Source organism: Nocardia sp. A7 (assembly GCF_046549215.1).
Taxonomy (GTDB): Bacteria; Actinomycetota; Actinomycetes; order Mycobacteriales; family Mycobacteriaceae; genus Nocardia.
Genome location: NZ_JAJPWE010000010.1, coordinates 36,550 through 59,272, shown reverse-complemented (window position 1 = coordinate 59,272; position 22,723 = coordinate 36,550). Strand labels below are relative to the sequence as shown.

Genomic DNA, 22,723 nt, shown 5'->3' with positions numbered 1-22,723 from the left:
CTCAGCCAACCAGCCGGAAGCAAATCCGTACCATGTCGGTCTGAACACGCAGTCAGTCAGGCGCTCATCGTACTACCTCGTGTCCCGGCCGCTGGGCGGCTGAGTCGGTGTCCGTGTCGCTCTGACTCGAATAAAGTTACGTGCCGACCAACACGAAGTCAAATCGCCTGGAAGATCCGGCATTTCCCCAGGTCACTGCCCCCACACTACTGCGAGTTCAGCGGCCTCGCCCTCTGCGGGCACTGCGACGACCCATGCGATACATTCCGCGACCGGTTGGCAACTGATCATTTGTCCAGGGTGGCGTTGATCTCAAAAATGGTCTTTCAGCTGGTCAAATGACGAGTCGTCCATAGACAGGCCTCTTCCTCCGTTATACAGTTCGCCGACGGTCAGCAATTCTTTAGCTACCGAATGAACGGAAGGTAGGCCGAGGTGACGGAGGATTTCAACTCGGTCGAGCGGCGCGCGTGGAGCGCGGTGGTGACTCTCTCGATGCGCGTGCCGAGCGCGCTCGACTCGCGACTACAGCGCGAGTTCGGGCTGACCCATTTCGAGTACCGGGTCATGGCGCTGCTCAATGACGCGCCGGCGCGGCGGATGCGGTTGAGCATGCTCGCCGCTCGCGGACACGGTTCCATTTCCCGGCTCTCCCACGTGGTGTCGAAGCTGGAACGGGTGGGGTGGGCGCGCCGCGAGGCCGCGGAATCGGGGCGTGGGATCGAAGCGGTACTCACCGAGGCCGGGCAGGCCAAGGTGGTGGCGGCGACGCCGGACTATGTCGTCGCGATACGCAAGCTGGTGCTCGACGGGCTCGACGATCCACAGAAGGCCGAACTCGCGGTCCTCGGCGAGCGGCTCTCGCTGCATCTGGTCCACACTCTCGGAGACGTTGCCGCGGGGCAGTCGGCGCTCGACCGCTGAACTGCCGGTACCGAGCAGCGAACAACGCCGCCCCGGTGACCGGGGCGGCGTTGCCGGAAGAATCAGAACGGCTCAGGCGTTGGTCGGTCGCCAGGTGGCCACCGCCCAGATCACCACGATGTCGACGGCGATGATCAGGATCGACCACCACGGGTAGTAGGGCAGCCACAGGAAATTGGCGATGATCGACAAGGCGGCGATCACCATCGCCGATACTCGGCCCCAGGTCTGGCCTGCCAGTAGGCCGATCGCGACGATCACCGCGAGCGCGCCGAGAATGATGTGCCACCAGCCCCAGCTGGTGAGGTCGAACTGGTAGGTGTACTGCGGTCCGACGACGATGAGATCGTCGTTGGCGACCGCGGAGATCCCCTGGAGAATCTGCAGGACACCGACCACCGCAAGCAGGATGCCGGCACCGATGGAGGTTCCTGCCGCGATTCCGTCGCGCACCCGGTGCTGATTTGTGTCTGTCATCGCTGGGCCTTCCGTCAGGTCAACGCCACATGCCACCACGGCACACGGCAACGGTAGGAGCCCGGCCGACCGCGCGCCTCACCCGTTGCGGGTGAACTCCCTGACCCGTCGCGGCACCGGACGCAAGGTTTTGCCGAGGTCGGTGCGCAGGGTGATCAGGGCGTCGAGCAGGTAGTTCTGCCTGACCCGCCACGGATGGCGGTCGCCCTGGCGTGGGAACGCGGCAATCGAGCGAAGGACATAGCCCGCGTTGAGGTCGAGCAGTGGACGTTCGGCGAGCGCGCCCTTGGGTTCCGGGACGACGGCCGCGCTGCCGGTGCGGTCGAGGTGGGTGAGGACCTTGCAGACCAGGCGGGAGGTGAGATCGGCGCGCAGGGTCCATGACGCGTTGGTGTAGCCGACGCAGATGGCGAAGTTGGGCAGACCGGTGAGCATGGCGCCCTGCCAGACGAACTGGTCGGCCAGCGGCACGGGGGTGCCGTCGACCGACGGCGCGATGCCGCCGAAAGCGAGCAGGCGCAGGCCCGTGGCGGTGACGACGATGTCGGCGGGCAGCGTCTGCCCCGATGCCAGACGGATACCCTCCGCGACGAAGGTGTCGATGTGCTCGGTGACCACCGAGGCCTTGCCCTTCTTCAACGCCTTGAAGAAGTCGGCGTCGGGGGCGGCACACAGGCGCTGGTCCCACGGGTCGTAGTCGGGCGTGAAGTGCTCGGCGACGAGCTTGTCGTCTTTGAGGATGCGCGTGGTGAGGTCGGTGAGCAGTTTGCGCGCGGCCGCGGGGCGACGCCGGCAGAACTGGTAGAAACCTATGCTGAACAGGATGTTCTTGGTCCGGATCAGCCGGTGGGCCAAACCCGCGGGGAGCAGTTTGCGGATCTTGTCGGCCTGCTTGTCGCGGCCGGGGACGGGGCTGATCCAGGTGGGGCTGCGCTGCAGCATGGTGACGTGCGCGGCGTCGGCGGCGAGGTTGGGTACCAGGGTGACGGCGGTGGCGCCGCTGCCGATCACGACGATCCGCTTGTCGCGGATGTCGAGGTCGTCGGGCCAGAACTGCGGGTGCACGAGGGTGCCCGCGAAGTCGTCGAGGCCGGGGAATTCCGGGGCGTGCGGCTGCTGGTAGTCGTAGTAGCCGGCGCAGGTGTAGAGGAAACCACAGGTCAAGGTGCTCAGCTCGGGGCCGTCGGGGCCCTCGTGCGCGATGGTGAGTTGCCAGTGGGCCTGCGCCGATGACCAATCCGCGCCGATCACCCGGGAACCGAAGCGGATGCGCCGATCGATGCCGTTCTCCTGCGCGGTCTCGCGGATGTAATCCAGGATCGCGGCACCGTCGGCGATGGAGCGGGCCGCGCGCCACGGCTTGAACGGGTAGCCGAGAGTGAACATGTCCGAATCCGAGCGGATGCCCGGGTAGCGGAAGAGGTCCCAGGTGCCGCCGAGGTCGGCGCGCGCCTCGAGGACGGCATAGCTGCGGTGCGGGTGTTCGGTCTGCAGCCGGTAGGCGGCCCCGATGCCGGATAAACCGGCGCCGACGATGACGACGTCGAGGTGTTCGGGGGCACTGGCGGTGTCGGTCATGGGCTCCAGTGTGCCTGCCGGGCGACCGTGACAGAAGGGTGCGTGCCTGGTCGATCGCGCGACCGGCGCCCACTGTTCGGATTTCGGTATCGTCGGTGCGGTGTCGATCTTTCGGCGTGCGGGATGGTTGCTCGTCGGCGCACTCGTCACCTTGCTGGCTACCGCGTTCGCCGGACTGCCGGTCTTCGTGCACCCGCAAGTCGACCCGTTACGGCCCGCCGACGTGATCGTGGTCCTCGGCGGCACCGCCTACGAACGGTTCGACCTCGGCATCGAACTGGCCGAGCGCGGCTTTGCTCCCGAGGTGCTGATCTCGCAGTCCACCGGACTTGACGATCCGGTGATGGACAAGTACTGCGGCGGCCGATTCGCCTTCCGTGTCTCGTGTTTCGTGCCCGACCCGTGGACCACCGATGGTGAGGCGCGCGAAATAGTGCGGCGCGCAGAGATTTACGGGTGGCGCCACATCATCGTGGTCACCTTCACGCCGCATGTGTCGCGCGCCAGGTACATCGTGGAGAAGTGCTACGACGGCGAGATCACGATGGTCGCCAGCCCGTCGGATTCGGGGTTCGAGTTCTGGTCGTGGATGTATGTGCGCCAATCTGCCGGATACATCAGAGCTTTCGTCAATCAGCATTGTGAGACCGACTGACACACGGTGGTCCGGCTCCTACAGTGAGACAAGCGGTTCGGGGACCGTGCTGGTGAGAGGACCGCCGATGCTTGTGGAGGACCTGCGCACCGTCGGTGACGACGCGTTGCGCACCCAGATCTGCGTCATCGGGTCCGGCCCGGCGGGACTGACGGTGGCCACCGAATTGGCCGCCGCCGGACTGCGGGTACTGGTGCTGGAGAGCGGTGGTCACGAGATCACCTCGGACGACGCGGCTTTCACCGCGATCGAGAGTATCGGCGCACCGCGGGCGGAGCCGGACCGCATCGCGGGCGACCGGGTGCTCGGCGGAAGTTCACACAGCTGGGCCGGGCGATGCGGGGTACTCGACGATCTCGACTTCGCCAATCGGCCCTGGGTCCCGCGGTCCGGCTGGCCGATCGACGCGGGCGCGTTGCGGCCCTACGCCGAACGCGCCGCCGCGCATGCCGGGCTCGGCCACGGCACCGGCTTCACCGAGAGCGAGTTCTGGCCGCTGTCCGGGCGCCAAGCGCCCGCCGACGCGCTCGACACCGCCGCGTTGCGCCCCTACTTCTGGCAGATCAGCCGCGACCCGGCCAACCGGTTCGACTGCAAACGGTGGGGTCCGCACGTGCGCGAAATCGTCGCGCCGACCGCGCGGGTGCTGGTGAACGCGACCGTCACCCATATCGACACCGATGCCACTGGCGCGCATGTGAATTCAGTGGAGGTGACCGGCGACGGTGGGCGCGTGCGCACCGTCGAGGCGCGGATGTTCGTGCTGGCCGCGGGCGGGATCGCGACGCCGCGACTGCTGCTGGCCTCGCGGCGCACCCTCGTCGGCGGGATCGGGAATCGGTACGACCAGGTCGGGCGGTATCTGATGGATCACCGCTGCGGGGTGGTCGCGACGTTGCGGCCCGCGGAGGCCGGGGCGGCGCTGGACCGGTTCGGCAGGTACGTGGTCAAGAGCGCGCGGGGTCGGCATACTTTTCTGCACGGGATGGCGTTGTCGCCCGCGCTGCAGCGGCGCGAGTCGCTGGTGAACTGTGCGCTGTGGTTGCAAGAGGTCACCGCCGATGACGATCCGTGGGACTCAGTGAAGCGGCTGTTGAGCGGGCAGGCCCGGTGGGCTGATGTGCGCATCATGATGTCCGACACCGGACTTCTGCTCAACGGAGCGCGACGCAGGTTGGTGGACCTGGTCGGGTTGCCGCATCGGCTGGCCGGTGTCGAGGTGCGGGCGATGGTGGAGCAGACTCCCGACGCGGACAGCCGGGTGCGGCTTTCGACGCGGACCGATCCGGTGGGAATGCCGCTGCCGCAGGTGGATTGGCGGGTGAGCGAACAGGAGGACCGGACGGTGCGGCGAGCGACGGCGCTGCTCGTCGGCGAGTTCGCGCGGCTCGGTTTGCCGACGCCGCAGGTTGTTCCCCCGGCACTGCCCGGCAGCACCGCTCCCCTACCGTTCACCGACTGGGCGCATCCCGGTGGCACCACCCGGATGTCGGCCGATCCGCGGCACGGGGTCGTGGACCAGCACTGCCGGGTACACGGGGTGGACAACCTCTACATCGCCGGCAGTTCGGTGTTTCCGACGAACGGGCACGTCAATCCGACGCTGACCGTGCTCGCGCTCGCGGTGCGACTGGCCGACACACTGCGCGCGGGACTGGCTGCCACCGCTGATCCGTCGGTGGCTCGACGAAACTGAGCGGGTGCCCGACTCAGCATGGAACGAGTCGAACTTTGGTGCCCATCTGCGCCGACTCGGCGTCGACGGGCCGATGAGCGGCCGGTTTTCCCGACTAGGCTGGGCGAATGCCGGACTCGCCTGCAGAGAACAGTCGTCCGAGTGGGACCGGTGGTGCGCCTGGGTCGGGGCATCCACACGAGCCACATACCGAGGGGCTCGCGAGCCGGTTGAACTGGCTGCGCGCGGGGGTGCTCGGCGCGAACGACGGCATCGTCTCCACCGCGGGGCTGGTGGTCGGTGTCGCCGCGACCACGGACAACGCCCAGACGATCCTCACCGCCGGTATCGCGGGACTGGTCGCGGGCGCGATCTCGATGGCCGCGGGCGAATACGTGTCGGTGAGCACGCAGCGGGATTCGGAGAAGGCGCTGCTGGCCAAGGAGCGCCGCGAACTGGCCAACGACCCCGATTTCGAACTGGCCGAACTGGCCGGGATCTACGAGAAGAAGGGGCTCAGCCCGGCCACCGCACGCACGGTCGCCGCCGAACTCACCGCCCACGACGCCTTCACCGCGCACGCGGAGGCAGAACTGGGTATCGACCCCCGCGCGCTGACCAATCCATGGGCGGCGGCCGTCTCCTCGGCTGTCGCGTTCACCTGCGGCGCCCTCTTACCGCTGCTGGCAATCGTGTTGCCGCCCACCGCATGGCGGGTGCCGGTGACGTTCGCCGCCGTGCTCATCGCCCTCGCGATCACCGGCTCGGTGAGCGCCCGCCTCGGCGGCGGCAATCGAGGCCGCGCGGTGCTGCGAGTGGTAGTCAGCGGCGCCCTGGCGATGGCGATCACCTACGGAATCGGCGCCCTCACCGACTCCATCACTAGCGGCTGAACTCGGCACACTCAGTGCGTGGGGCCGAGGTCGAGGCGGCGGGTGACGCGGTCGACCACCTCGGGGGGCATGCCGGGTTCGCGGCGGGCGGCTTGGGCTTCGCGGCGGCCCGCCTCGGTGACGGCGGCGCGGACCGCGCGCATCTGGGTGGCGAGTTTGCGTTCGGATTCGAGGGCGGCTTTCGCGTCGGCGTCCGCCGCTTCGGGATCGGCCTTGGCGGTCAGGCGGCGCAACACCGCCTTGAGATCGTCGTAGATGTCTTCGGGGAGGTTGTCGCGGGCGGCGATCGATTTGAGTTCGGCGAGTTCGGCATTCACGACCCTGGTCCAGAGTGCCTGTTCCACGGCGCGTTCCTGGCGGGTGTCGGCATGTACCCCGGTGAGGCGGACCACCAGCGGCAGCGTCGGACCCTGCACGAGCAGGGTGAACAGCACGACCGCGAAGGCGATGAACAGGATCTCCGAGCGGGCCGGGAAGTCGGCGCCGGTGTCGAGGGTCAACGGCACGGCCAGTGCCAGCGCCACCGTCGCCACCCCGCGCATGCCTGCCCACCAGGTGACGATCACCTCGCGCCAGGTGAACGGTTCGTCGGTGTAGGGCAGTTTGCTGCTGATCGCCCAGGTGGCCATCAGCCAGACCAGGCGCAGGCCGACGACCACCCCGATCACCGCCGCGGTGACCCCAGCGAGCGACGGCCAGTTGTGTCCGGTGGTCTCGATGACCACGCGCAATTCGAGGCCGATCAGGGCGAACGCGAAACCGGTGATGAGCATTTCGGCGATGTCCCAGACGGAGTCGGCGACCAGGCGATACCCGCGGTCGCCGATCTCGGTCACCGCGTCGGTGAGATACAGCGCGCAGACCAGCACGGCGAGAACGGCCGAGCCCTCCCAGTGTTCGGCGATGCCATAGGCGGCGAAGGGCAGCAGCAGACTCAGGCCGACCTGGGTGGTGGGGGTGTCGAGGTATTTCGTGAGCTTGCTGCCAAGCCAACCCAGCACCAGGCCCACCCCGAGTCCGACCACCGCGGCGATCGCGAAGTCGCCGAGGGCATGCCATGGACTGAACAGGCCGGTCATGACCACCTGGATACCGACGGTATAGATCACGATCGCGGTGACGTCGTTGAACAGGCCTTCGCCACCCAGGGTGACGATCAGTCGGCGCGGCAGCCCGAGGCGGCTCGCCATCGACGTGGCCGCCACCGGGTCCGGTGGCGCGACCAGGGCACCGAGCACCACGGCCGCGGCGACGGCGGTGGCCGGATTCCAGGCGTGGAACACCGCGGCGACCGCGATCGCGGTGACGATCACGAGGCCGACCGCGCGCAACGCGATGATCTGCCAGTTCTCCGCGAACTGTCGCCACGAGGTGCGGCGGGCGGCGGCGTAGAGCAGTGGCGGCAGCACCAGGGGCAGGATCAGTTCGGGCGGAATGCTCAGGCTCGGCACGGCGGGGATCAGCGCGAGCAGGCAGCCGAACAGGGTCATCAGGATCGACGGCGCGAGACCGATACGCGCACCGAGCGGTTCGGCGAGCACGGCCGCGAGCAGGATCACCAGAGTCAGCACCAACTGGTCCATAGCTGACCAGTCTCACCGAGATCGCCGGTGCGAAGGCACCGACCCGCCGCCGGTCAAGGGTCGGATGACCGCTGGCTGGCCGCCTACATCGGTCTCTGGGCGGCCGCGGTCGAGGACAGATCGTCGCATCAGGATCCGTACCCGACCGAGCGGCCGGGGTCAGGGTCGGACGGCCGCTGCGGGTGGGAGCAGGATCGGTGGGAGGGGGAACGGGAGTTGCAGGACCGGCGGCGGCGGTGGGGGCGGCGGGGCCGGTTCCGGTTCGAAGACCGGGGGTGGTTCAGGTGGGGGCGGCGGCTCGTAAGCGGGGGGCTCGTAGACCGGTGGGGGCGGCGGGGGCGGCTCGAATGCGGGCGGCGGCGGCTCGAATGCCGGCGGCGGCGCGGGTGCGTCGACAGGGGCCGGTTCGGGTGCCGGTTCAGGGCCCGGGGGTGGTGGCGCGGGGGCTGGGGGCATGGCGTCGGGGGTGGTCACCGTGCATTGCCACGCGCCGTCGTCGTGGACACGCCAGTGGGCGGTGATGCCGCCTGCCGAGCAGTTGCCGCCGATCCGCCTGGCGGGCCACGGGGGCGCGAAATTCGCGGGCTGTCCATCGGCGGCTTCCTGATCGGATCCGGCGACCGGGAGACCGTTGGCGTCGGAGCCCATCGGGTTCACCGACGGGTTGTCTGCACCCTGGTCGGCGCGCAGCACCAGGCCCAGCGCGACCACCAGCGCGAGCAAGGCGGCGAGTACCGCCGCGATCGCGACCGTCCGAGTACTGCTGCCGGCCCGGGTTTCGGGACCCTCGCTGCTCTCTGCCATCGCACCGCCTTCGCCGCGGATCAGGTCTCCCCCGTCCAGCACGCTACCGCACGGTTGCTCGCAGACCACCCGGCTCGGCCACACAACCACTGGCCAGGGTAAACACCTATATGCGATGGTTGCCAGATGTTTACTTGATCGCGACCCGCACCTTCACCGCGTCCGCGTCGGTGTTGTGCAGCGCCTGCTCGATCAGCGTGCTCAGATCGAGCTGTGGAGCGGCGGCGGTCACCGATTCGGTGAGTGGGCGCAGCCCGGGCAGTAGGGCCGCGAGCTCGGGGCCGAGCTCGTTCAGCTTGGCGGTGAGCTGCTCGAGCAACGGCACCAGACCGTCTTCGCGCAGATACATCCGCGGATCACCCTCGGTGGCCCGGCCGACCGATTCGACGAACTGATCGATCACCTGACTCAACCGGATGAAAGCGGGCGCCGCGGCGGCGGTGGCGGGCCCGGCCCAGGCGATGTCGCCCGACACATATTCGAAGTTGTTCTGCAGCTCGCCGATCGCCGGGGCGCGGCTCATCAGCGCCGCGGCGAGCAGGTCGCCAGCCCGTGCCAGCTCGGGGATCACGTTCTCGGTGCCGACCATCGCCGTGCCGAGCGTGTCGACCAGGGTGCCGACGACCGCGGGATCGAGCTGCTCGACGGTCTTGGTGACCAGCCGCGCGACCTCGGGGATCGACATCGGCGTTCGCACGTTCTCCCCGGACAGGCGCTGTCCGTCGGTGAGATAGGGCCCGTTGGCGTCGCGTGGCACGAACTGCACGTACGGCTCACCGAGCGAGGACAGGTGCTCGATGGTGACGACACTGCTCATCGGCACCTTGTGATCGGCGCCGAACCGGAAGCCGACCTCGACGCGACCGCTCGCGGAGGTATCGACGCCGGTGACCTCGCCGATCTCGATGCCGGTGAGCAGGATCGGCGAACCGACGCTGAGACCACCGGAATTCGCGATCTCGATCGAGGCCGCGGTGAAATCGGCGAACGGGTCGACGCGCACCACCCCGAAGGTCAGGTAGCTCGCGCCGAGCACGGTGATGGCGGCGATACCACCGAGGGAAGCCAGCGCACCGACCTTCATCGCACCATTCCGATCATCCGCAGCGCGGTGACGATCTGCGCCAACTGGTCTTCTTCGGACACCTCGACGCCGGTGACGTTCACCTTGGGTCCGCGCTCGGCGAAGGGAATGATCTTGTCGCGCAACAGCGCGGTGAGCAGTGCCATATTGGTCGAGGAGCGCAGATCGGCCGAACCACCGGTGGCCAGTGGCAGGAACGTGGTCGCGGCGGCGTCGCCGGAGCTCGCGATCGGGGCCAGCCAGGTGAGCGAGGAACCGACCGGGCCGAGCGCGTCGAAGATCTTCATGGTCTTGGCGATCGAGTCCTGCGTGCCCGTCAGCGAGGCTACGGCCGCCGGGGTGAGGATGTCGGTCAGCGCTTGTTCGGTGTCGTCGTGCAGGATCGCCGCATTCCGGGACAGTCCGTCGACCAGCAGATCGACCTGATCCAGGTTCGCGGCCAGGTCGGTGGCGTCGGCGCCCATCACCGCCGAGATGCGCGCGGTTTCCTTCGGATCCTGTGGCATCACCGAGTTGATCCGGCCGAGCATCTCCTGCAGCTGTCCGATCGCCCCGCCCTGGACGAACAGGGCCATGGTGGCCATCGTGTCTTCCAGTTGCACAGGCGGTTTCGTGCGTTCGATCGGGATGGTGCCGCCGTCGCGCAGCAGCTCGCCGAAGCCGTCCTTCGGGGTGGTGAGCGAGAGGTGGATATCGCCCAGAATGGTGTCCTGGCGCAGTTCGGCGATGGACTTCGTCGGCAACTGCACGGTGTCGAGGATGTCGGCCTCGACGATGACGTAACCCCCACGACCGGCGGGGGCGTCGGCGGGCTGGACGACCCGCACGCCGTCGACGATGCCGATCTCGGCGCCGTTGGCGATCACCTTCGACTTCGCGGGCAGGTTCAGCGCGCTGCTGAACTCGATCTGCACACGGTAGGTCGAACCGCTGACCCGCGAGCCGGGTACCGGCACCTCGGCGGGGTCGAAACCACAGCCGCCGACCGCGAGTCCGGCCGCGACGACGAGTGCTGTCACACTGCGCCGCACCATCTTTCGATCGTTCATCGAGCACCTGCCATTCCCAGCACAACCTGCACGAGATTCACATCGGCCAGTCCCTGCGCCGGATCGGCGCAGTGTCCAGGGAGCAGGGCGTTCACCGCGGTGCACACCTGGTCGGCCTCACCGCTGGGCAATGCGACCTTCGGCGGCGCGTAGGTGATCGCGGTGCCGCCCGCTGGATCGGTGGCGCTACGGAAGGCAGACGCGAGCGCGGGCATCTTCGCCACGATCTCGCTGAGCGATCCGACTCCTGCGCGCAACAACTTCACCAGCGGGACGGCGTCGTCGAGCGCGCCGATCAGTGGGTCGCCGAGGATGATGGCGACGTCGTTGAGCATCGGCAGCAGCTCGCCGAGACCGTCGAACAGCGAGGTGGCGGGGCCGAGCAAGTCGTCGGAGGCCATGTTCAGCAGCGGCGCCAGTCGGACCAGCATGGTCTGCAGGTCACCCCAGTTGGCGGCGACGCGGTTCGAGACGGAGGCGAACGCGTCGAAAAGACTGGCGAGGTGACCGATGTCGGCATCGGGCTTGTTCATCGCCGAACCCAGTTTGTGGATGAGTTCGTTGACCGTCGGGCCGGTGCCCTCGGTCGCGCGGTTCAGCGAGGACAGGCCGTCGGACAGGGCACTCGGCTCACCGACGGTAGTGCCGGAGAGCTCGTCGGACAGGCTCGCCAGCGCCGTGAGTGTTTCGGTGATGCTCTTGGGCGTCAGCGTTTTGGTGATGCAGCCGCCGGCCAGCGGGGGCGCGGTCTTGCCGCTGGTGAGCACCGCCAGATTGCGGTCCGCCGCGACCGAATACGCGACCGTGGTCGCGGAAGCATCGGAGTAGACACCGAATTCGGCGTCTACGGAGAATTCGACCCGCACCTTGGCACCCTCGTTGCGCACCGCGGTCACCTCGCCCACATCCATGCCGCGCATGGTGACGTGGTTGCCCGGGTAGAGGCCGATCGCGTCGGGCATGAGCGCGCAATAGGATTGCGTCTTCTTCAGCGGATCGAAGGCCACGAAGTAGCCGCCGGTGACCAGCGCCACGAGCACCGCGACACCGGCGATCGACATGAACGCCTGGGATCCGAGCAGTCTTTTCAGCATCAGCAGGCCTTCCCTGGCAGCGGTACGCACACGCGGGCGCTCGACTGATCGACGACCACACCGGCTTCGGGGGTCGCCAGTTGCGACAGCTTGGTCTGCAGTTCAGCGACGGTGCCGATGACGGGCTCGAGCTGACCGCTGAGTTCACCCAGTCGCGGCAGCGCGTCGGCCAGCGCCTGCACCTGCGGTTTCAGGGTGGAGTCCCAGGACGGGGCGACTCCCGCGAGCCGGTTCACCACCGAGGTGAGCAACCGCACCGCTTCGGCCATTTCGGCCCGCTTGCTCAGCAACAGGTCTTCGAGGAGGTTGACGTTGTCCATCAGCCTGCCCAGATCGGACTTGGCGCCGTCGTACATGGAGATGTACTCGTCGACGACCGCGATCGACTTCGACACCTGACTGCGCTGACGATCGAGCATGTCGACGTACTTGCCGACGGTGTCCAGGGTGGTGCGCAGCGCCTCCGGCGAGGTCTCGATCGCGGAGTTCGCGGCGGCCAGGTTGTTGCGCACGGTGTCGCCGTCGACGGCGGCCAGCGGGGCGGTGGCGTCCTGGAACGTCTCGATCAGGCTGTAGGGCAGCCGGATTCGATCGGAAGGAATCGCCTTGTCCCCCAGCGGTGCCGAGCCTGCCGGGTAGAGCGCGACGTAGTGGCCGCCGACCACGGTCAGCATGCGGACATCGAGTGAGGTCTTGTCGCCGACGAACACGTCGTTGTCGACGGTGAACCGCATGAGCACCTTGTCGGGCTTCAGTTCGAGGGAGGTGACGCTGCCGACCGAGATGCCGGCCAGGCGCACGTCGTCGCCCTCGCGCACAGACTGCGCTTCGCTGAGTTCGGCGGTGTATGTGTGCTTGCCCAGCGGCACCACGTAGACCACACCGGCGGCGATGATGAACAGCACGACCAGGCTCAGGCCGATGATCCCCATCCGCAGTTCCCGTGCGCGTTTGCCCGCCTCATCGGGGATCGGGCGATCACCGGCGAACATCTCGGTGAGCATTTTCAGCGGTTGCATACGGTGACCTTCTGTCCGGCGATCAGCACCTGCAGCGGCGCGGGCACCTCGGCGGCACCGTTGCTGCAGTGCGGCGTGAAGTCGGCGAAACCGCGGGCGAGCGAGGCGTCGACCGTCGCCAGCAGGCCGGGGAGCTTGCCGAACACCTCGACGGCTTCCTGTGGATTCGGGAACAACCCACGGATCATCGCGTCGACATCGGCGCCGCCGCCTTCGACGAGGCCGAGCGAGGCGAGCAACCGGTCCACCGGTGCCAGCACCGAGGGTGCGGTCATCGCGAACTGCGCGACGCCGCCGATGTTGCGCTGCATCGCCTCGAAGATGTCGGTGAGCCGGGCCAGCAGCGGCACCAGGTGCCCGACCTTCCCGCCGTGCCTGTCGCCCATGTCGGACAGATTGCGGATCAGCGTGCTGATCACCTGCTGACGGTCGTCGGCGTAGCTCGCGAGCTGATCGATCGCGCTCAGTGCGGGGCCCAGGCCGGTGCCGTCGCCTTCGATCACCGCGAGCATGCTCGCGGTGAACTGGTTGATCGCTTCCGGCGACAGCGTGGCGAGCACCGGCTTGAGGCCGCTGAACAGGCTCGTCACGTCGAAGGACGGGACGGTCATGTTCGCGCCGATCCTGGCGCCCGCGGCGATCGTCTTACCGGGGTTCGGCGCCTGCTGCAGGTCGATATAGCGCTGGCCGGTGAGGTTCTGATAGCGGATGGCCAGCTTGGAGTTTTCGTAGATCGGGGTGTCGGCCTTGACCGTGATCGCGACCTTGGCCTTGTCGCCCTCGAGGCTGATCTTCTCGATCTTGCCCACCTGCACGCCGAACATCCGCACGTCGTTGCCGACCTTGAGACCGTTGGCGTCGGTGAACAGCGCGTCGTGGGCGTTGGTTTCACCGTCGACCGGGCGCTTGATCAGGGTGAACACCATGCCGAGGACGGTGATCATCACCAGGGTGAAGACACCGAGGCGCAGTGCGGTTGCGCGAATCTTCATCACCCACCGGCCTTTCCGAACAGCGGCACCGCGATGCCGGGAACACCACTGAGTTCGACGTCGAGGTTGAGGACGGGACCGTTCGGACCGTCGGGCATGGCGCCACGCAGGTTCTGCAGCAGGGCGGTGAGATCGGCGCCGGTCCGGCGCGGGTTCGGCGACATCTGCGCCAGCGCCAGCAGCATCGGGGCGAGCATGTCGGTGGTCTCGGCGAAGTGCCCGCCCGCGGTGCTCAGGGTGGTGCTGAGCGCGGGCAGGATGGAGCCGCCGATCACTCCGACACCGATGTCGTAGCGCTCCTTGTCGACCTGGGTCACCCGGATCTCGCTGAGCTCGTCGATCACCTTCATGGTGGCGCCCGCGAACTGACCGCCGCCGTCGAAGGCGGGGCCGAGCTTGCCGAACAACTCCGATGGCATGACGTCCTGGTTGTCGGCGATGGTCTTGGCGACCGTGATCAGGGCTTGGACCAGCGGGGTGAAGGCCTTGAAGTCGGCGGCCAGCTGGGAGATGACGGTCGCCATCTGCGGGCTGGTGACGGTCATGCCGACCTGCGAGAGGCTGCGCAGGATCGCGCTCATCGTGGCGTCGTAGACCCGGTCGCCGTTGTTGCCGGTGAGGTCGAGGACCGTGCCTTCGCGCAGCGGCGAACCGCCCGCACCACGGCGCAATTCGATCTCGGCGATGCCGAACAGGTTGGTCGGGGCGTAGTCGATCGCGAGGCTGTCGTCGATGCCGACCAGTCGCTCGGCGTCGAGCAGCAGCGCGACCTGCTGGGTGCCGCGGGCACCGGGGGTCACCTCGGCGACCTCGCCGACCGTCACGCCGTCGACACGGACCTGGCTGCCCGCGCTGATGCCGTCACCGAGATGTTCGGTGTGCAGGGCGATGCGCAGGCCGTCCTCGGTGCGCAGGTTGTTGTAGGCGACGGTCCCGAGCAGGACCGCCGTGATCAGTCCGAGGATGATCGCGCCGGTCGTGCGCGCGGTGCGCCGATCGGCCGCGACGCCCGGCATTCCGTAGTTAGGCACAGCTCACCCCGTAAAACTGATCGCCGAGTTGAAGCCCCAGAGCATGATCGTGAGGACCATGTCGATGGCGATGATGGCCACCGAACTGGCGCGCACCGCGCGACCGGAGGCGATCCCGACCCCCTCGGGGCCGCCGGTGGCGAAGAACCCGAAGTAGGCGTGCACCAGGATCACCACCGTGCCGAACACGGCCACCTTGATCACCGCGGCGATCATGTCGAAGCCGGAGATGAACTGGAAGAAGTAGTGGTCGTACACACCGGCCGACTGGCCGTAGACCATCGTGAGCAGCCCGCGGCAGGCGCCGTAGGCCAGGATCAGCGCGATCAGGAAGGTCGGCACGATGGCGATGGCGCCCGCGATCACCCTGGTGGTGACGACATAGGGCACCGAACGCAGGCCGAGCGCCTCGATCGCGTCGATCTCCTCGGAGATGCGCATCGCACCGATCTCGGCGGTGATCCGACACCCGGCCTGTGCGGCGAAACCGATGGCCGCCGCGATCGGGGCCAGCTCACGGGTGGTCGCGTAGGCCGAGATCACGCCGGTGACCGGGCCCATGCCGAGCATGTCGAGTGAGGCGAACGATTCGACGCCCACCGAGGCACCCATGACGAGACCGAGCACGATCATCATCGGGACGGTCCCGCCACCGACGATGACCGACCCGCGACCCCAGGTCATATCGGTGACCGCGCGCAGCGTCTCGTCCCGATAGCGGCGCAGCGTCAGCGGCACCGAGGACAGCACCTGCCAGACGAACACCGCGACGAAGCCCAGCGATTCACCGGCGGTGACGATCCGCTTGCCGATGCGGGCGGGCTTGCGCAGCCAGTGCAGCGAGGTGGGGATATACGAGGAGGCAGCCATCACGCCAACTTCGTCGGCAGGAACATGGCACTGATCTGGCTGGCCAGCAGGTTCACGATCGCGATCGAGACCACCGAGAGCACCACGGCCGCGTTCACCGCGTCGGCCACACCGCGTGGTCCGCCCTTGGCCTCCAGGCCGCGCTGGCAGGAGATGATCACGACCAGGAAGCCGAAGATCAGTGCCTTGAGCAGCGAGACCCACACGTCACCGGCGGTCGCGAAGGAACCGAACGTCGACCAGTAGCTACCCGGGGTCACGCCCTGCCCACCGACGGCCACCGCGTAACCGGCCAGCACGCCGACGAAGATGATCAGCACATTGAGCATCGGGGCGACGATCAGCATGGCCACCAGTCGCGGGATCACGAGGCGGTGCACCGGGTTGATGCCCATGGTGTTGAGCGCGTCGATCTCCTCGCGGATGGTGCGCGCGCCGAGGTCGGCCGCGATGGCCGCCGCGCCCGCGCCACCGAGCAGGAAGCCGGTGGCGATGGGCGCGCCCTGCTTGATCACGCCAAGGCCGCCGGTGGCGCCGAGCATCGAGTCGGCGCCGAGGCTGTGGATCAGGTTGCCGACCTGGACCGAGACGATCACGCCGAACGGGATCGCCATCAGGATCGCGGGAATGGCGGTGACCGTGATCAGGCGCCAGGCCTGCACGAGGGTCTCACGCCACTGGAACTGCCTGCGGGCGATATCGGAGAACGAGCCGCCGACCGATTGCTGTGCGAGATCGACCGCACGCCCGAAGGTCCGCAGCGACGACACGACGGTGTCGGTGAAGTTCTGGCGGACGATCTGGGTAGCGGAATCCGGCTTCGTGGAGTGCAGATCGGTAGACATCAGAGATGCCTCCGGGCCGCTCGTGAAGCACGGGGCTTGGTGATTTTCATACCGCACTCTCTGGCTTCGGCGTCGGTGCCAACTCCAGCAAGCTAACCGGTACTCTGCGTCACAACAAAATTTCCAGTGGGTGACCCTCGTCGCTTTTCCGCGGTTTCCATGACAGATCTACGTGCCGTGTGATCCGCAACACCTCAGCTACGGGCTTGCGGCCAGGAACACAAAAGCCGCGAACAACGCCAGGTGAACGCCACTGTGCAGCAGGGTCGCACGGCCGGGAACGATCGTCAGCGTGCCGACCACGACCGTCAGCGCGAGCAGAACCATCTGAGTAGCACCGAGACCGAGCACCAGCGGACCGCTGAGCCAGATGGTCGCGATCGCGATCACCGGAATGGTCAGACCGATGCTGGCCATCGCGGAACCGAGCGCCAGGTTCAGACCGATCTGCACCTGATTGCGGCGCGCCGAGTTCACCGCGGCGATGGTCTCCGGCAGCAGCACCAGCATCGCGATCACCACACCCACCGCCGACGGCGGCAATCCGGCCGAGGCGATCGCCGACTCGAGCGCGGGCGAGACCACCTTGGCCAGCCCGACCACACAGACCAGGGCCAGCACCAGCATCCCGAGACTGATCAGCGCGGCCCGGTTCGACGGCGCGTGACCGGCAGTGTCGCCGTCGTCGACCGCGCCGCCGTCCTCGACCGGGAGGAAATCGTCGGGGTGACGCACCGTCTGCACCATCACGAACAGCCCGTAGAGCGCCAGCGAGGCAACGGCGGCGAAGGTGAGCTGCGCGGACGAGAACTCCGGGCCCGGCGCGCTGGTGGTGAAGGTCGGCAACACCAGACTCAGCGTGGCCAGGGTCGCGACGGTAGCCAGGGCGGCACCGGTACCTTCCGCGTTGAACACCGCCACCCGCCTGCGCAGCGCGCCGACGAGCAGCACCAGTCCGAAGATGCCATTGCAGGTGATCATCACCGCGGCGAACACGGTGTCGCGGGCCAGCGAGGCCGCCTTGTCGCCGCCGGAGATCATCATCGTGACGATCAGCGCCACCTCGATCACGGTGACCGCCACCGCGAGCACCAGCGAACCATACGGTTCCCCGACCCGGTGGGCCACGACCTCGGCGTGATAGACCGCCGCCAGCACCGCACCGACCAGGGCGACACTCACCAGCGCGACGATCAATCCCGGTACCGAACGACCCCAGCTGAGTACGAGCACGAGCGCGGCGAGGATGGGCACGTACATGGTCCATTTAGTCGTCAACGCGGCAATCATGACCCCCATCTTTCCAGCTACAACCGGGCACACCTGATCCGTCGCCGCATGGATCTCGGCGATGGATTCACTCACACCCCGTTGATGGGGAACAATTCAGCGCGTGCGGACCCAGTTCACCCTCGAGCTCGTCGCTTTGGCCAACGATCTCACCCTGATGTCGCGCGTCGCCCATGACGCGACCGAGCGGGTCACCCGGGCACTGGCCGGTGCCGACCTCGCCGCCACCTACGAGGTGTTCGCACTCGACGAGCAGTTACAGCGGATGTTCGCCGCGTGCGAATCGCGCACCATGGCACTGCTCGCGTTGCAGGCGCCGGTCGCGCGCGATCTACGACACGTGGTGACCGCGATCCAGGTCGCCGGTGAACTGTCGCGAATCGGTCGACGCACCGAAACCGCTGGGCAGTACGTATATCGGGCGCATCCGAGTGTCGTCGCGCCCGCGGCGGTGACCGCCGAGCTCGTGTCGATGGGCACCCTTGCCGCCGAGTGCGTGGCGCGGGTGAGCGCGGCGGTGGCGAACGGACGATTCGTCTCCGACGACGGCACCGATGCCGAGGCGATGGAGACGCTGTGCAAGCAGTTGCGCACCGTGCTCACCGAGGCCGACGTGAGTACCGAGGCCGCGATCGATATGGCGTTGCTCGGCAGCCAATTCCAGCGATGCGTCGACCACACCGCCCGTATCGCGCGGCTGATTCGCTTCCTGGACACCGGAATTCAGCCGGAATCGGGATCGCTGGCGGACTGATAGAATGTGATCTCGATCACCTCACGTTTGTGGGTCCGCGCGGCTGGTCACCTCCGTCGATAGATGAACGCTATTGAGCCGCAACCAGTTAGGACTGTGCTGTGCGGGACCTCATAGCGGACAATCACTGACGACACCCGGTGCGACCGTTAAGTTGTGCCGGTTCATTTTTCGACGGAGCATCTGGGTGGTACGGGCATGAAATGGTCTTCGATCAGCAGCACGACCCTGGGACGAGCTCTGCTCGCCTTCGCCGCGGCGGTCTGCCTGGCCATGGTGGCCGCCTGTTCGAACTCGCTGCTGGACACGGTGAGTCCGGGGCCTGCCGCCGCGGGCGCGGCGACGGTGTCGGGCAAGGAGATCGGCGATCTGGTCGCCACCCTCGTCGTCGCGAAGGAAGGCCCGATGACGGGCTACACGCGCGAGAAATTCCCGCACTGGGACACCAACAAGCCCGAGCACGGCTTCACCGGCGACCTGGCCCAGTACCCGAAATGCACCAGCCGCGAGGTGATGATGCTGCGCGACGCCAACGGCAAGGTGACCCTCGACGCCAAGACCTGCGATCTGAAGGTGGCAGCGGGCGGCGGCTGGCAGGACCACTACGGCTTCATCGACAAGAAGACCGGCCAACTCGGGCCGTACAAGTTCATCACCGACCCGTCCAAGGTCGACGCCGAACACATTGTCGCCCTTGCCGAAGCGTGGCGATCCGGCGCCGCCGACCGCGACGAGGACACCCGCCGCCGCATCGCCAACGACTCGATGAACCTGGTCGCCGCCGACCCGTCGGCCAACCGTTCCAAGGGTGATCAGGATCCCGCGAACTACCTGCCGCCCGGCAACTTCCGGTGCGCCTATGTGGGGCACTACGTCAAGGTGAAGGTAAAGTACGCGTTGACCGTTGATACCGCCGAGCACACCGCGTTGCGCGCCGCAGTCGATGACTGCCTACGCCGAGGAGAGTTCAAATAAGCGAGCCCATCGAAATCACCGCCGAGTGCGCCGTCATGACCGAAGAGGAAGGGACGGTGTCCGGTGAGCTCGATGTCATGCTCGACGACGCGGGCAAGGGCCTCGTCCGTTATCGCGGCACCGATACCTGGTACACGATCGGCAACATCGAGGGCGAGCCCCCACGAACGTGGGACTGCGTCGCCGATCTGGTGAAGGCGATCAAGAAGGACGCGGGCACCCGCGACGTCGCGGGCAACACGGTCGTCTTCGAAGCCTGACGCGCGAGCTGGCAATCTGGTAGCTATGCCGACTGTCTATCAGCCCCCATCGCCCCCCGAGGTCGCCTGGACCTCGTTCTGCCGTCGGACGCCGATCCTGGTCGGCCTGATCGCGACCGCGGCGGTGCTGATCACCGTCCTCACCTGGGAGGTCACCACCGGTGTCACCACGACGGACACCCGGGTGCTCGACTGGATGATCGCGCACCGCGGCGAAGCGCTCACCGACATCGCCACGGTGATCACCGACCTGGGCTCCACACTGTCGATGACGATTCTCGCGGTGGTCACCATCGGCTGGTTCCTGCTGCGGCGCAATGTGCCGGTCGCCGCGCTGGTCGGCATCACCTCGTTGGGGGCGGGTGTGCTGGTATGGGTGATCAAACGCCTGGTCGGGCGTCATCGTCCGCCCGACGAGTCGCGGCTGGTCTTCGAACCCAGCCTGTCCTACCCGTCGGGGCACACGCTCGGCTCCACAGTGGTCGTCGGCATCGTGGCGATCGTCCTGATTCCGCGACTCACCAAGCGCTGGGTCCGGGTGGCCGCGACCGTGCTCGCCGTCGCGTTTCCTGTCGCCGTCGGGTTGTCGCGTATCTACCTCGGCGTGCACTGGACCACCGACGTGCTCGCGGGCTGGATCATCGGGCTGATGTGGCTCGTGCTCTGTGTCACGGTGTTCACTCGCGTGTGGGTCCACTCCGCCATCTCGGCGCGACCCACATCGGCGATCCGCTAGATCACCCCGCTCGGGCGCACGCCACTGCCGATGACCGCGAAGAAGCCCGCCTACGCCTGGACAACTCAGGCTTTCGATACCCCGCTGCTGTCGGCGCCTTGATCGAGTAGCTCGGCCGCGATCTTCGACAGCGCCTCGTCGAGCAGTGCGCGATCGACCGGATCCTCGGAATTCCAGTCGTCGAGGCGGTCACCGAGCCAGCGGCGCCAGCCTGCCCGCAGCTTGCCGACCTCGGTGTCGCCGGTGTCGGTGAGCGACAACGTGCCCGCTTCGGAGCGCAGCAATCCCGCGTCGGCGGCATGGCGGAAGACCGGCGAGAGCACCTCTACCGGTAGTCGGTGCCGGTAGGCGATGGCGTACACCGTGGCGGGGACGCCCTCCTTGGAGTAGAGGTACACCTGCCCCAGCGCCCACGCCGCGTCCGGCGTCAGTGTGCTGCCAGAGGCCGCGATGAGCTCGGGGATGAGCGGTTTGTCCGCCCTGGCCTTGCGCACCGTCGTGGCGACCGCCCGTTCCAACTGCACCACCCGGTCGTGCGAATCGGGCACCGAGAAGCCCTCGCCGACATCGGCCGCGCCGTGGCGGGCGCTGTCACGCAGGCGCACCTGCGGCAGGAACCAGGCAACGACGAAACCGACGAGCGCCACGGGGACGACCCAGCGGAACACATGGTCGATCGAATTCGCGTAGGCGTCGATGATCGGCGCGGACTGTTCGAGCGGAAGCTCGCGCAGCAGCTTCGGATTCGCCGCCACCTCGGGCGAGACACCCGGTACCTGCTGCAACGCGGCTGCCAGCGCGGGCTCGCTCTTGTTGTTGTACAGCGTGCCGAAGACCGCGGTGCCGAACGCGCTGCCGAGGGTGCGGAAGAAGGTGACGCCGGAGGTGGCGGTACCCAGATCGGCGTAGGGCACGGTGTTCTGCACCACGATCGTGAGCACCTGCATCGACAGGCCGAGCCCGGCACCCAGAATCAGCATGTACAGCGATTCCAGCCACACGCTGGTGCTGCGGCCCATCGTCGACATCAGGGCGAGGCCGACCACCATCACCGCCATGCCGACGATCGGGAAGTACCGGTACTGCCCGGTCTTGCCGACGACCTGACCGGAGAAGACCGAGGTGACGAACAGGCCGACCACCAGCGGCAGGGTTCGTAGGCCGGAGATCGTCGCCGTCGCGCCGTCGACATATTGCAGATAGGCGGGCAGATACGTCATCGAGCCGAGCATCGCGAAACCGACGATGAAGCTGAGCACCGACGACACCGTGAACACCCGGCTGCCGAACAACCGCATGGGCAGCATCGGCTCCTTCGCCCGGTTCTCCACGAGCACGAACCCGGTGATCAGTACCGCGGCGAGCACGAACAAACCGATGATCTGCCATGAGCCCCACGGGTATTCGTTGCCACCGAACTCGAGCCCGAGGATCAGCGCCGACACACCGAGCGCGATCAGGCCGATGCCGAGGTAGTCGATCACCGGCCGGGTCACCGCGCGCAGGTGCGGCAGGGTGCGCGCCGCCATCACCACCATGATGATCGCGATCGGCACATTCACGTAGAAGCACCAGCGCCAGCTCGCGTGGTCGGTGAACAGGCCACCGAGGGTGGGGCCGAGGACGGTGGTCACGCCGAACACCGCGCCGAGCGCGCCCTGGTATTTGCCGCGTTCGCGCAGCGGAATGGTGTCGGCGATCAGGGCCATCGAGGTGACAAGCAACCCGCCCGCGCCGACGCCCTGGATCCCGCGCGCCACGATCAGCATGGCCATCCCGCCCGCGACACCGGCCAGCACCGAGCCCGCGATGAAGATGAGGCCGCTGATCTGGAACAGCAGTTTGCGGCCGAACAGGTCACCGAGTTTGCCCGCGAGCACGGTCGCGACCGCCTCGGCAAGCAGGTACGCGGTCACCACCCAGGCCATGTGCCCGGCACTGCCGAGGTCGGCGACGATCGAGGGCAGCGCCGCCGACACGATGGTCTGGTCGAGTGCGGCCATGAGCATGCCGAGCACGACGGTCGCGAAGACGATATTGATCTTCGCCTTGCTCATCGGCTCGATGGGCTTGTCTACAGCAACACCATCCGGCATTGGCCCAGTATGGGCTTTCGCCCCTGCCGGGGATGTCCA

The 22,723-nt window shown here is 67.5% G+C and carries 22 protein-coding genes; 8 read left to right on the top strand and 14 right to left on the bottom strand.

The features are described from left to right. Positions 1 to 435 precede the first annotated feature (435 nt). Positions 436 to 924: a MarR family winged helix-turn-helix transcriptional regulator gene (locus ACLJPD_RS32585; protein WP_410877317.1), complete on the top strand. Its 489-nt coding sequence runs from the start codon at positions 436 to 438 to the stop codon at positions 922 to 924. A gap of 72 nt (positions 925 to 996) precedes the next feature. Here the strand turns inward: ACLJPD_RS32585 and ACLJPD_RS32580 are convergent, their stop codons facing one another. Together ACLJPD_RS32580 and ACLJPD_RS32575 are read right to left on the bottom strand one after the other, a co-directional pair. Further along, the gene (locus ACLJPD_RS32580) at positions 997 to 1,401 is read right to left on the bottom strand and encodes a hypothetical protein (protein WP_410877315.1); all 405 of its coding nucleotides are present in this window, start codon (positions 1,399 to 1,401) and stop codon (positions 997 to 999) included. A gap of 78 nt (positions 1,402 to 1,479) precedes the next feature. Further along, positions 1,480 to 2,979 carry a flavin-containing monooxygenase gene (locus ACLJPD_RS32575; protein ID WP_410877313.1) on the bottom strand — a complete coding sequence of 500 codons (1,500 nt, stop codon included), beginning with the start codon at positions 2,977 to 2,979 and terminating at the stop codon, positions 1,480 to 1,482. A gap of 100 nt (positions 2,980 to 3,079) precedes the next feature. Here ACLJPD_RS32575 and ACLJPD_RS32570 point away from each other — a divergent pair, with 100 nt between their 5' ends. From ACLJPD_RS32570 to ACLJPD_RS32560, 3 genes are all read left to right on the top strand, one after another. After that, positions 3,080 to 3,634, top strand: coding sequence for a YdcF family protein (locus ACLJPD_RS32570; RefSeq protein WP_410877311.1), 555 nt, complete (start codon positions 3,080 to 3,082; stop codon positions 3,632 to 3,634). A 67-nt stretch (positions 3,635 to 3,701) separates the two neighbouring features. Then, on the top strand, positions 3,702 to 5,330 hold the full coding sequence (locus tag ACLJPD_RS32565) for a GMC oxidoreductase (protein WP_410877310.1): 1,629 nt from the start codon (positions 3,702 to 3,704) through the stop codon (positions 5,328 to 5,330). Between the two features lie 107 nt (positions 5,331 to 5,437). Continuing rightward, positions 5,438 to 6,202: a VIT family protein gene (locus ACLJPD_RS32560; RefSeq protein ID WP_410877309.1), complete on the top strand. Its 765-nt coding sequence runs from the start codon at positions 5,438 to 5,440 to the stop codon at positions 6,200 to 6,202. Positions 6,203 to 6,213: 11 nt separating this feature from the next. On the opposite strand, the gene ACLJPD_RS32555 is transcribed toward ACLJPD_RS32560, so the two are convergent. From ACLJPD_RS32555 to ACLJPD_RS32505, 11 genes are all read right to left on the bottom strand, one after another. Then, a complete protein-coding gene (locus ACLJPD_RS32555; protein ID WP_410877307.1) occupies positions 6,214 to 7,785 on the bottom strand; it encodes a Na+/H+ antiporter in 1,572 nt (523 codons plus the stop codon). 159 nt (positions 7,786 to 7,944) lie between these two features. After that, positions 7,945 to 8,589 carry a hypothetical protein gene (locus tag ACLJPD_RS32550; RefSeq protein WP_410877305.1) on the bottom strand — a complete coding sequence of 215 codons (645 nt, stop codon included), beginning with the start codon at positions 8,587 to 8,589 and terminating at the stop codon, positions 7,945 to 7,947. A 130-nt stretch (positions 8,590 to 8,719) separates the two neighbouring features. Continuing rightward, entirely contained in the window at positions 8,720 to 9,673 is a 954-nt protein-coding gene (locus ACLJPD_RS32545) for an MlaD family protein (RefSeq protein ID WP_410877304.1), read from the bottom strand. Beyond that, positions 9,670 to 10,722 (bottom strand): MlaD family protein, encoded by a 1,053-nt coding sequence (locus ACLJPD_RS32540; RefSeq protein WP_410877303.1) that lies wholly within the window; start codon positions 10,720 to 10,722, stop codon positions 9,670 to 9,672. Before ACLJPD_RS32540 ends, ACLJPD_RS32545 begins: the two co-directional genes overlap by 4 nt. Continuing rightward, positions 10,719 to 11,816, bottom strand: coding sequence for an MlaD family protein (locus ACLJPD_RS32535; RefSeq protein ID WP_410877302.1), 1,098 nt, complete (start codon positions 11,814 to 11,816; stop codon positions 10,719 to 10,721). Before ACLJPD_RS32535 ends, ACLJPD_RS32540 begins: the two co-directional genes overlap by 4 nt. After that, a complete protein-coding gene (locus tag ACLJPD_RS32530; RefSeq protein WP_410877300.1) occupies positions 11,816 to 12,835 on the bottom strand; it encodes an MlaD family protein in 1,020 nt (339 codons plus the stop codon). The genes ACLJPD_RS32535 and ACLJPD_RS32530 overlap by 1 nt, the downstream gene beginning before the upstream one ends. Next, entirely contained in the window at positions 12,823 to 13,827 is a 1,005-nt protein-coding gene (locus ACLJPD_RS32525) for an MlaD family protein (RefSeq protein WP_410877299.1), read from the bottom strand. Before ACLJPD_RS32525 ends, ACLJPD_RS32530 begins: the two co-directional genes overlap by 13 nt. Further along, on the bottom strand, positions 13,827 to 14,858 hold the full coding sequence (locus ACLJPD_RS32520; protein ID WP_410877297.1) for an MlaD family protein: 1,032 nt from the start codon (positions 14,856 to 14,858) through the stop codon (positions 13,827 to 13,829). The genes ACLJPD_RS32525 and ACLJPD_RS32520 overlap by 1 nt, the downstream gene beginning before the upstream one ends. Positions 14,859 to 14,861: 3 nt before the next feature. Next, positions 14,862 to 15,728: an MlaE family ABC transporter permease gene (locus ACLJPD_RS32515; RefSeq protein WP_410877296.1), complete on the bottom strand. Its 867-nt coding sequence runs from the start codon at positions 15,726 to 15,728 to the stop codon at positions 14,862 to 14,864. Further along, positions 15,728 to 16,573: an MlaE family ABC transporter permease gene (locus tag ACLJPD_RS32510; RefSeq protein WP_410877295.1), complete on the bottom strand. Its 846-nt coding sequence runs from the start codon at positions 16,571 to 16,573 to the stop codon at positions 15,728 to 15,730. Before ACLJPD_RS32510 ends, ACLJPD_RS32515 begins: the two co-directional genes overlap by 1 nt. Positions 16,574 to 16,771: 198 nt before the next feature. Continuing rightward, positions 16,772 to 17,863 (bottom strand): calcium:proton antiporter, encoded by a 1,092-nt coding sequence (locus ACLJPD_RS32505; protein WP_410877319.1) that lies wholly within the window; start codon positions 17,861 to 17,863, stop codon positions 16,772 to 16,774. Positions 17,864 to 17,966: 103 nt separating this feature from the next. On the opposite strand from ACLJPD_RS32505, the gene ACLJPD_RS32500 reads away from it, so the two are divergent. From ACLJPD_RS32500 to ACLJPD_RS32485, 4 genes are all read left to right on the top strand, one after another. Then, complete coding sequence (locus ACLJPD_RS32500) at positions 17,967 to 18,617, top strand: phosphate signaling complex PhoU family protein (protein WP_410877294.1); 651 nt, start codon at positions 17,967 to 17,969, stop codon at positions 18,615 to 18,617. 198 nt (positions 18,618 to 18,815) lie between these two features. Next, complete coding sequence (locus ACLJPD_RS32495; protein WP_410877292.1) at positions 18,816 to 19,592, top strand: HNH endonuclease family protein; 777 nt, start codon at positions 18,816 to 18,818, stop codon at positions 19,590 to 19,592. A gap of 35 nt (positions 19,593 to 19,627) precedes the next feature. Then, on the top strand, positions 19,628 to 19,852 hold the full coding sequence (locus tag ACLJPD_RS32490) for a hypothetical protein (protein WP_378638957.1): 225 nt from the start codon (positions 19,628 to 19,630) through the stop codon (positions 19,850 to 19,852). Positions 19,853 to 19,877: 25 nt separating this feature from the next. After that, positions 19,878 to 20,588, top strand: coding sequence for a phosphatase PAP2 family protein (locus ACLJPD_RS32485; RefSeq protein WP_410877290.1), 711 nt, complete (start codon positions 19,878 to 19,880; stop codon positions 20,586 to 20,588). 65 nt (positions 20,589 to 20,653) lie between these two features. Here ACLJPD_RS32485 and ACLJPD_RS32480 read toward each other — a convergent pair whose 3' ends face one another. Continuing rightward, positions 20,654 to 22,684: an MDR family MFS transporter gene (locus ACLJPD_RS32480; RefSeq protein WP_410877289.1), complete on the bottom strand. Its 2,031-nt coding sequence runs from the start codon at positions 22,682 to 22,684 to the stop codon at positions 20,654 to 20,656. Positions 22,685 to 22,723: the final 39 nt, after the last annotated feature.